Origin of the sequence: Vibrio sp. R-1 (assembly GCF_035615595.1) — a bacterium.
Lineage (GTDB): Bacteria > Pseudomonadota > Gammaproteobacteria > Enterobacterales > Vibrionaceae > Vibrio > Vibrio cholerae.
In genome coordinates, this window is the sequence record NZ_WPDC01000106.1 from 1 (window position 1) to 9,970 (window position 9,970).

Below are 9,970 nucleotides of genomic sequence, written 5' to 3' on the forward strand. Positions count from 1 at the left end.
GCATCCAAGAGAAGCCAAGCGAAATGGGGTTGCCTTCGGTCGGTGAATGGCGCGGTGATGCTCTCGAACTCGAGCACGAAAAAGAAGGCCAAGGTCTCGCCTTCCGCGTCGCGGTTTATCGCTATGTACTGACTAATCGCTACATTTGGCTGTTGTGTGGATCTTACTTGCTGGTGTACGTGGTCAGAATTGGCATTAACGACTGGGGATCGCTCTATCTGGTTGAGCGGCACGCATACAACATTCTCAGTGCCAATAGCGCAGTAGCCATGTTTGAAGTGGGCGGATTTTTGGGCTCATTGCTTGGTGGCTGGGGTTCCGACTATTACTTTCGCGGCAACCGCGCCCCGATGAATTTGATTTTTGCGTTAGGCATTTTTGCCTCCGCTGCGGCCTTATGGCTGACACCTATCGATCATTTATGGTTTTTGGCTGGCTGCTTCTTCTGTATCGGATTTTTTGTCTTCGGCCCGCAAATGATGATTGGTATGGCTGCCGCAGAATGCGCAAGGAAAGATTTGGCAGGCACCGCGACCGGATTTGTTGGGCTATTTAGCTATCTCGGTGCAGCGTTAGCCAGCTACCCCATGTCACTGGCTATTGAAGCATGGGGCTGGGAAGGTTTCTTCTGCCTCATTACTGCGGCAGCAGCTGTGATCAGTTTACAACTGCTGCCCTTTATAAAAGCTCAGCAACCGGTGACGGAAGATGAGTGATAAACATAACCAATCTTTACCATCCAATAACGTAACTGTGCTCCACTTTATGACCTGACGCAGTACCGACCTGACAAGGACACAAGGGAGCATCAACCAGAGGGAAAACCCAATGATTGTTAATGCAAAACGCACGCTGCTGGCACTCAGTGTTCTTGGTTCAATGATGACTGCGCCGCTGGTTCATGCGGAAGGCCGTTTGGTGGTTTACTGCAGTGCAACCAATGCGATGTGTGAAGCAGGTACCAAAGCGTTCGCTGAAAAATACAATGTGAACACCTCCTTTGTACGCAATGGTTCAGGCAGTACACTTGCAAAAATTGATGCAGAGAAAAATAACCCACGCGCGGATGTTTGGTACGGCGGTACACTTGATCCGCAATCACAAGCGGGTGAAATAGACTTACTCCAAGCTTACCAATCCCCAGAACTGGCCAACATCATGGAAGGTTTCCGTGATCCTGCCAAACGCAAAGGTAACTACTCTTCTGCGGTATACATGGGCATTTTGGGCTTTGGTGTGAACACCGAACGCTTGGCACAAAAAGGCATTCCGATCCCGCGTTGCTGGGCGGATTTGACCAAACCAGAATATAAAGGCGAAATTCAAATCTCCGACCCACAAAGCTCTGGCACTGCTTATACCGCACTCGCAACCTTCATCCAGCTCTGGGATGAACCCACCGCATTTGAGTATTTCAAAAAGCTCGACAAAAACGTCTCTCAATACACCAAATCTGGGGTAACGCCATCACGTAACTCGGCGCGTGGTGAAGTAGCGATTGGTATTGGATTCCTGCACGACTACTCGCTGGAGCAAGCCAAAGGTGCACCGCTGGAGCTCATTTCTCCTTGTGAAGGTACAGGTTATGAGTTAGGTGGCGTGAGCATCATCAAAGGCGCGCGCAACCTCGATAATGCCAAGCTATTTGTTGACTGGGTACTCTCAAAAGAAGGCCAAGAAGTGGCATGGAAACAAGGGGACTCCTACCAAATCTTGACCAACACCCAAGCGGAACAGTCGCCGAACGCGCTCGATCCGAAAACACTCAAACTGATCAATTACGATATGGAAACCTACGGCTCTTCTGATGAGCGTAAGCGTTTGATCACCAAGTGGGTTAACGAAATCAAGATGGGTAACTAACCCGAAATCGTAGTCGCACCGCCACTCGGTGGCGGTATTTCTCCCCTGACACTTAGCCTGCTCACAGCTTGCGGGCAGGTTAAGTGCGACTCAATAATAAGGTTTGACCATGCATGAGCCTTCTCAAGCGCTGAAACTGACACTCCACCAGCCAGTCAAAACCGATCCGGTTTTTTACTGGCTGGCTGCGGTGCTGTTTAGCTTTATTCTTCTGCCATCCTTTGCTCTGGATTATGGGCTATTTGAATCTACTCCAGATGAATTTTATGCCGCTATGGGTTGGAGTGAGCCAAACATTTCCTGGTTCTGGTTTAGTTTGCCTTTATTGCTGGCTTTTCGGCCTCGGCAAGCTCAGGGACGTCAGTCCACAAACCGCCACTATCTCGACATTGCGTATTCTGGCTTCTCTATGCTGGCCATTTTGCTCAGCGCCTGGCTAAGCGGCAAAGGATTGGGTTATTCCAGCATCATTCTGTTCACTGCCCTTGGCGCTATTATGACGCTCGCCTTCGCCCGCTTGGAATACCTCGGTGGCGACCACTTTGTCATTGGCTCACTGATCAGCATCATTCTGCTGATTGTAATTTTTATTGTTTATCCGAGCATCGCCATTTTCCTGCCGATGTTTAAAGATGACATGGGCAACTGGACGGCTTGGCAGTTCATGACGATCCTATCCCAGTCTCATACCCTCACCGTCATTTACAACTCGATTGCACTCGGCATTGCGGTAGGCGTTGGCGCAACCTTCTTCGGACTGATTTTTGCCATTTACACCACACGTATTGCTAAACGTTCCGCCTTTATCGCGCGCGTGTTTTCCATTTTACCGATCGTGACACCACCCTTTATTGTCGGGTTGGGCGTGACTTTAATGCTGGGTCGTTCGGGTTATATCACTGAATTGATGGTCGATGGGTTTGGTTTACAGAAAACCAACTGGTTGTATGGTTTCACGGGCATTTGGCTCGCACAGGTGCTGGCGTTTGCGCCTATGTCCTTCATGATTTTGGATGGCGCACTCAAGTCACTGCATCCTTCGTTGGAAGAAGCTTCCTACACGCTCAAAGCCAACCGTTATCAAACCTTCTTTGGCATTATCATGCCACTGCTTAAGCCCGCGTTAGCCAACTCATTTTTGATCATATTCGTGCAATCATTGGCAGATTTCAGTAACCCCTTGGTACTGGGCGGGAGTTTTGATGTGCTCGCAACACAAATCTATTTCTATATTGCAGGGGCGCAACTGGATTACGCTTCAGCCAGTACACTCGGCTCGGTTCTGCTGCTGTTCTCACTCGCGATTTTTGTAGTGCAGTATCTGTGGATCGGCCAGCGCTCCTACGTCACCATTTCTGGTAAAGCCTACCGCGGCGATGTGCAAGAGATGCCCACCTCACTGAAATTGGGCGTCACTGTGACTTTGTATGCGTGGATGATCTTTAACGTTCTGCTTTACGGCAGCATCTTCTTCGGCAGCTTTACGGTGAACTGGGGCGTCGATTACACCCTGACCTTCAAAAACTACCTCAATCTGTTTGGGAATGGTATGTCTGATGGCGCTTGGCCGTCACTGATCACCACCATGATTTATGCGGGTGTGGCGGCTCCGATTACTGCCCTGTTCGGCTTATTGATTGCTTATGTGGTGGTGAGACAGCAGTTCTACGGCAAAAAAGTGATCGAGTTTTCCACCATGCTCTGCTTTGCCGTACCCGGTACAGTGGCAGGGGTTTCCTACATCTTAGCGTTTAACGATGCGCCGATTTACTTAACCGGCACAGCTGCAATTGTGGTGATCTCGATGGTGATGCGTAACGTGCCCGTGGGGATCCGCTCAGGTATTGCTGGGCTCGGGCAGCTCGATAAATCATTGGATGAAGCGTCACTGAGCTTACGTGCCAGCTCATTACAAACCATTCGCTACATTATTTTGCCACTGCTGCGCCCCGCGATTCTTTCCACGCTGGTGTACAGCTTTGTGCGGGCGATGACCACGGTCAGTGCCATCATCTTTCTGGTTACACCGGAAACCCGCGTTGCAACGTCCTACATTCTGAACCGAGTCGAAGATGGTGAGTACGGCATTGCTATCGCCTACGGTTCCGTGCTGATTGTCGTGATGTTAGCCATCATTTTGCTGTTCGATTTACTGGTCGGTGAAGCTCGCGTTTCTCGTTCCAAAGCCACTAATCAAGATTATTAGGAGACATCACCGTGGAAAAACAAAACTTTGTTGTACTCAAAAACATCTGCAAACGCTTTGGTAGCAATACCGTGATTGGCAACTTGGATCTTGAGATCAAAAAAGGCAGCTTGGTTACGTTACTTGGCCCTTCCGGTTGTGGGAAAACCACCGTTTTACGTTTGGTGGCTGGCTTAGAAAAACCGACCAGCGGGCAGATTTTCATAGATGGTGAAGATGTCACCGAACGCTCCATCCAACAACGCGATATCTGTATGGTGTTTCAGTCTTATGCCCTATTCCCGCACATGTCTCTGTACGAAAACGTGGCTTATGGCTTAAAGATGCTCAAGTTACCGAGTGAAGAAGTGCGTCAGCGAGTTGATGAAGCACTTAAAATTGTTGATCTCGAAGGAATGGGTGAGCGCTATGTTGACCAGATTTCCGGAGGCCAGCAGCAACGTGTTGCCCTTGCCCGTGCTTTGGTGCTCAAACCTAAGGTACTGCTATTTGATGAGCCGTTGAGTAACTTAGATGCCAACTTGCGCCGCAGCATGCGTGAAACGATTCGCGAACTGCAACAGCGTTTTGATATTACCTCGCTCTACGTGACGCACGATCAGGCAGAAGCTTTCGCGGTATCGGATACCGTTATCGTGATGAAACAGGGCGATATTATGCAAATTGGCACGCCACAAGAGTTGTATAAAGCGCCTAAGTCGATGTTTATGGCAAACTTTATGGGTGAAGCCAACATGTTCCAAGGCCATTTTGACGGGCAGCAGATCCACATTAATGGCTATGCAATTGATGCCGATCTTGAAGTGACGCGGGATAAGCCTACCGGCGAATATCAAATTGGTGTCCGGCCAGAAGCGATCACCTTACATATGCAAGGCAGCGAAAGCCAAGCCTGCCAAATCCTCAAATCCGCGTATATGGGTTCAATGTATGAAGTGACCGTAAAATGGCACGATCAAGAACTGCTGTTACAGCTCAATTCCGCGCAGTTTAATCACGCATTAACTCAGCACGCGTATTTAGTCTTTAACCCTCGCGGCCTATTTTTGCTGCCCTATGCAGAATAGTGATAACACCTTGTGTAAAGACGTCTCTCTCGACATTTAAACTCAAGTAGAGCAAGAATAACGCCACCCTGAGGTGGCGTTACTTTTAAGCTTCTTGGATGGGTAATACCTGTTTTACATACTCACCCGGTGCACTGTACAACACCGGATAGTCGGCATTGCCTAATGGATAAGGTTCAACTTTGCTGTCATCTGCAAAGCCGTTTAACCATTCATTCCAATGCACCCACCATGACCCTTCTCGGTGCTGAGCCGTTTCCAGCCAATCTTCCGCCGAATCATCCAAGGTGTCGTTAACCCAGTAACCATACTTACGTTTGTCAGGATGGTTAACGATTCCCGCAATATGCCCAGATTCACCCAGCACAAAGGTTTTGTTACCACCCGTACGCAATGCGCCGCGGTAAGTACCTTGCCACAGAGCAATGTGATCTTCCTTGGTGGAAATGAAATAACTCGGCACTTTGATTTTATCTAAATCAATCCAGACACCACCGACTTTCACGCCCTTATCCTGAACCAACTTGTTTTCAAGATAGAGCTCTCGTAACAAGAAGTTATGACATGCACCTGCCACGTTAGTGCTATCGCTATTCCAGTACAGAAGATCAAAATCAACCGGACTCTGCCCTTTCAGGTAGTTGTCCACGTAGTAATTCCAGTACAGGCTATTTTCACGCAGCAAACTGAACGTGACGCTGAGTGAGCGACCATCCATATAGCCTTTGGTATTATTTTGCAGTTCAATTGCTCGAATAATGGTGTCGTTGATGTAGGCTCCCACTTCTCCCGGTTGAGAGAAATCGAGCAACGTGGTGAAAAAGCTCGCGGTTTTGATGCGTTTTTTCATGCGTTTGGCCGCGTAGTAAGCGATGGTTGTCGCTAATACTGTTCCACCAATGCAGTAACCTGCCGCATTGATCTGCTCTTGCCCGGTGATCGATTCAATCGCATTCACCGCTTTAACAACGCCTTCGAGCACATAGTCTTCAAAATTGAGTTGGGCTTGCGCCGCACCCGGATTGCGCCATGAGATCATAAACACAGAGTGACCTTGCTCGACTAGCCAGCGCACCATGGAGTTTTTCTCACGCAAATCGAGAATGTAGTACTTGTTGATAAAAGGCGGAACAATCAACAGTGGCGTCACGGCCACTTGCTCAGTCAGAGGTTTGTATTGAATAAGCTCAAACACCTCATTTTTGAACACCACTTCACCCGGCGTGTTGGCCACATCTTCACCAAGGCGGAAAGCATTATTGTTGGTCATGCGGATTTTGAGAATATCGGCACTGGACGCGACATCCTCTTTCAGTTGCTCAAGACCCGCAATCAAGTTTTCACCGTTTTTCTCTAAGGTTAGACGCAGCAACTCTGGGTTCGTCGCAATAAAATTGCTCGGAGAAAGCGCATTGATCATCTGACGAGAGAAGAACAAAATCCGCTCTTTGGCTTTTTCATCAAGACCTTCGATAGCATTGATCGTGTCAAGATAAGTCTTACTGAACAGCAGATAGGATTGTTTGATGAAGTTGAAGAAAGGATCTTGCTGCCACGCTTCATGGCTAAAACGCTTATCCCCTTTTTCGGCTTCCATGATGGATTGAATTTTGGACTCTAGCACCACTTTTTGCCAAATCTGGAGTTGCTGCTCCCACCATTGGGTTTGCACTTTCAGCAGAGCTGCAGGTTGATTGGCGGCTTGCTCAAAGAACTTGAGCGAGTCTTCCAGATTCACTTCTTGCATCGCTTTATTGAGTGGGGAATTCACGGCGGCTTTGCTCTGTTCGACCTCTTTCCACCAACGCTGATTCACTTGTTGTAATTGGACAAGGTAGTCCGTAAAGGCATGTTGGAACATACACTTACTCCTTAAAACAGAAAAAAGCGCCGCCCGTAGGCGGCGCGAAATACAGTGTTACGCAGGGGTCACTGTCTTAAGGTTTTCAGAGGCAAGTTTTTCTACATCATCTTTAAACTCTTTCGCGATGTTTTGCAGTTTTTTGCTGTCATCCATCATTTGCTGAGAGAGTTTATTCAGCACGCCTAACTGCTGTGAGTTAAATGCAGTTAAAGAGGTTACATCCTTGATTTCACTGGCAGCTTTCATCTGCGCCAGACCTAACTCGCTATAAGTGCGGATGGCATTGAGTTGTAGCTCAGTCAGCACTTCAACATTCTTGGTCACCAACTTGTTGAACTTGATATACGGTTCGAAGTTCTTCTCAGTTTGATCGCTGAATGTTTTAAAAAATTCCGTGTACATACGTTATCTCCTAGTGAATGAATCTAAAGTTAAACTGTTTTAATCACGATCGCGGTGCCCATGCCACCGCCGACGCAGAGTGAAGCGACGCCATAATGTTTTTGGCGACGCTGTAATTCATGAAGCAGAGTAACCAGAATGCGGTTACCCGATGCCCCTAGTGGATGCCCTAACGCAATGGCACCGCCATTGACGTTGGCTTTTTCTAAAATCGCCTCAGGTTGAATCGCGTGTTGCTCAGCTAAACCGTAAACGACACCTAATGCTTGAGCGGCAAAGGCTTCGTTAAGTTCAAACAGATCAACCTGAGTGATAGATAATTCTGCTTTCGCTAATGCTTGAGTGACTGCACTCACAGGCCCTAAGCCCATGACTTTCGGATCCAACCCTGTTTGTGCATAACTCATAATTTCTGCGATAGGGGTTAAGCCTAATTTTTTTACCGCACTTTCACTGGCGATAATCACCGCACTGGCACCATCGTTAATTCCAGAAGCATTACCTGCGGTAACCGTACCTTGTGCATCGAACGCGGCGCGTAAGCCTTGCAATGCGGCCAACGTGGTCGTCGGTTTGGGGTATTCATCCGTATCAAACACGACGGTTTCACGGCGTTTTTTGACCGAAATAGGCACAATTTCTCGCTTAAAATGTCCGGCTTCAATGGCCGCTGTCGCTTTCATTTGGCTGGCTAACGCAAACTCATCTTGTGTTTGACGAGCGATGTCGTACTGTTTAGCGATATTTTCTGCCGTCACACCCATGTGATATTGATTGAAAACATCGGTCAAACCGTCATGGATGAGCAGATCTTTCACTTCAAACGCGCCCATTTTCTGCCCATCTCGTAAGCTGGCAGGCGTAACAAATGGGATTTGTGACATAACCTCAACACCAGCGGCCACAACGACAGAAGCATCTCCCGCTTTGATGTGCGCAACCGCATCCATCACCGATTTCATCCCACTGCCACACACCATGTTGATGCTGTAAGCTGGAACCGACTGTGGAACGCCAGCCGCTAAAGCCGCTTGACGCCCAACACCCATGCCTTGTCCGGCACTCACAACGTTACCAACAATCACTTCATCCACAGCTTCAGGTTTGAGTTGTGCGGCTTCAAGAGCGGCTTGGATGACTTGCCCTGCCAAAGCGCCTGCTGAACACTCTTTAAGTGAACCACCAAAGGCTCCGATAGCTGAGCGCTTTGCGCCCACGATATAGATCTTTTCCATACTTCCTCCTACTTAGCGCATGTATAAGCCGCCGTTCACCGACAAGGTTTCCCCTGTGATATAGGCGGCGGCGTCGCTGGCTAAGTAACTGACGGCATTGGCTATCTCTTCCGGCTTAGCCAAGCGTTTCATGGGTACTTGATCCACAATCGATTGCAAAACTTCAGCGCGCATTTGCTCAACCATTGGCGTCAGCGTATAGCCAGGTGCAATCACGTTAACCGTCACACCGTATCGTGCGCCTTCTGCAGCTAATGCTTTAGAAAAACCAATCATCCCAGCTTTGGCTGCCGAATAGTTAGTTTGACCAAACTGACCTTTGAGACCATTAACCGAGGAGATATTGATGATTCGACCAAACCCTTTTTCACACATAGCGGCAAACAAAGGCTGGGTGACATTGAATACGCTATTGAGGTTAGTATCTATGACCTCTTTCCATGCTTGATGGGGCATTTTTTTGAACACACTGTCACGCGTGATACCTGCGTTATTAACCACCACATCAATGGTGCCTTCTTCTTCAAGCAGTTTGGCTAAACGCTCAGCACACTCTTCGGTATTGGTGACGTCTAGCTCTAAGAGGCGCACTTGATCCTCGGTAAATTGCTTTTCATTAAACCAATCTAACGCACATTGGTAATTGCCCGTATAGTAAGTGGCAATAACTCGATAACCTTCACTGACCAACTGGGTTGAAATTGCAGAACCAATCCCGCCTTTCGATCCTGTGATCAAAGCGATTTTTCTCATTCAAGACTCCATTCTCAACAGCAATATTAGATTTATACCTTTCCAACTCCGACACTCAGTATGGTTTGAATTGGCGAAGGTATATTACGCTCAACATGAAATAAAAAATGCTTATTAGTAAGTAGTTCTATAACCAAATTATTTATTAAATAATCAGTTAGATAGGTTATTCGAATTACTTACCCTATTTAACCCTAATCGAGGTTTATGACATTTCAAATTCAGTTTCGTGTATTTTTATAAAAGTTGATCAATATCGCTATTCAAATGAAATGATAATAAAATGTTAAATAAATAAATGTTATTGAAAGATAAGAAGTTTTAACTCAAAAATTCAGAGCACCATAAAAATAAATCCATTTTATCAGTGAGTTAGAATCAAAAATGGTTACATAAGAAACATTAAACGTAACACATTTTCAATGTATTAATGATAGATAACACAGCTTCGAACAATAGCGATTTAGTCTCTGATTACAGACGTGCTATTAATAGGAATGACATTAATCATTTTATATCAGGATAGCGTTATTATTATCAGCAATTAAACCAACAAATATTGAATTAACAAATATAACTA

The 9,970-nt window shown here is 47.0% G+C and carries 8 protein-coding genes; 4 read left to right on the forward strand and 4 right to left on the reverse strand.

From position 1 onward, the window contains the following. The 4 genes from GOU96_RS15635 to fbpC form a co-directional block, all read left to right on the forward strand. Nucleotides 1–716 (forward strand): MFS transporter (locus GOU96_RS15635; protein ID WP_324702007.1); only part of this gene is annotated, 716 nt, incomplete at its 5' end. A 112-nt stretch (nucleotides 717–828) separates the two neighbouring features. Next, entirely contained in the window at nucleotides 829–1,863 is a 1,035-nt protein-coding gene (locus GOU96_RS15640; RefSeq protein ID WP_000636723.1) for an ABC transporter substrate-binding protein, read from the forward strand. Between the two features lie 109 nt (nucleotides 1,864–1,972). Continuing rightward, nucleotides 1,973–4,069 (forward strand): ABC transporter permease, encoded by a 2,097-nt coding sequence (locus tag GOU96_RS15645; RefSeq protein WP_258501437.1) that lies wholly within the window; start codon nucleotides 1,973–1,975, stop codon nucleotides 4,067–4,069. An 11-nt stretch (nucleotides 4,070–4,080) separates the two neighbouring features. Next, a complete protein-coding gene (gene fbpC / locus GOU96_RS15650; RefSeq protein ID WP_113628603.1) occupies nucleotides 4,081–5,136 on the forward strand; it encodes a ferric ABC transporter ATP-binding protein in 1,056 nt (351 codons plus the stop codon). Nucleotides 5,137–5,221: 85 nt separating this feature from the next. Here the strand turns inward: fbpC and GOU96_RS15655 are convergent, their stop codons facing one another. The 4 genes from GOU96_RS15655 to GOU96_RS15670 are packed head-to-tail and all read right to left on the reverse strand — an operon-like array spanning nucleotide 5,222 to nucleotide 9,390. After that, entirely contained in the window at nucleotides 5,222–6,997 is a 1,776-nt protein-coding gene (locus GOU96_RS15655) for a class I poly(R)-hydroxyalkanoic acid synthase (protein ID WP_267783076.1), read from the reverse strand. A gap of 57 nt (nucleotides 6,998–7,054) precedes the next feature. Continuing rightward, a complete protein-coding gene (locus GOU96_RS15660) occupies nucleotides 7,055–7,402 on the reverse strand; it encodes a phasin family protein (protein WP_000287820.1) in 348 nt (115 codons plus the stop codon). Nucleotides 7,403–7,431: 29 nt separating this feature from the next. After that, on the reverse strand, nucleotides 7,432–8,637 hold the full coding sequence (locus GOU96_RS15665; protein WP_000412014.1) for an acetyl-CoA C-acetyltransferase: 1,206 nt from the start codon (nucleotides 8,635–8,637) through the stop codon (nucleotides 7,432–7,434). Nucleotides 8,638–8,649: 12 nt separating this feature from the next. After that, complete coding sequence (locus GOU96_RS15670; protein ID WP_001225698.1) at nucleotides 8,650–9,390, reverse strand: SDR family oxidoreductase; 741 nt, start codon at nucleotides 9,388–9,390, stop codon at nucleotides 8,650–8,652. Nucleotides 9,391–9,970 lie beyond the last annotated feature (580 nt).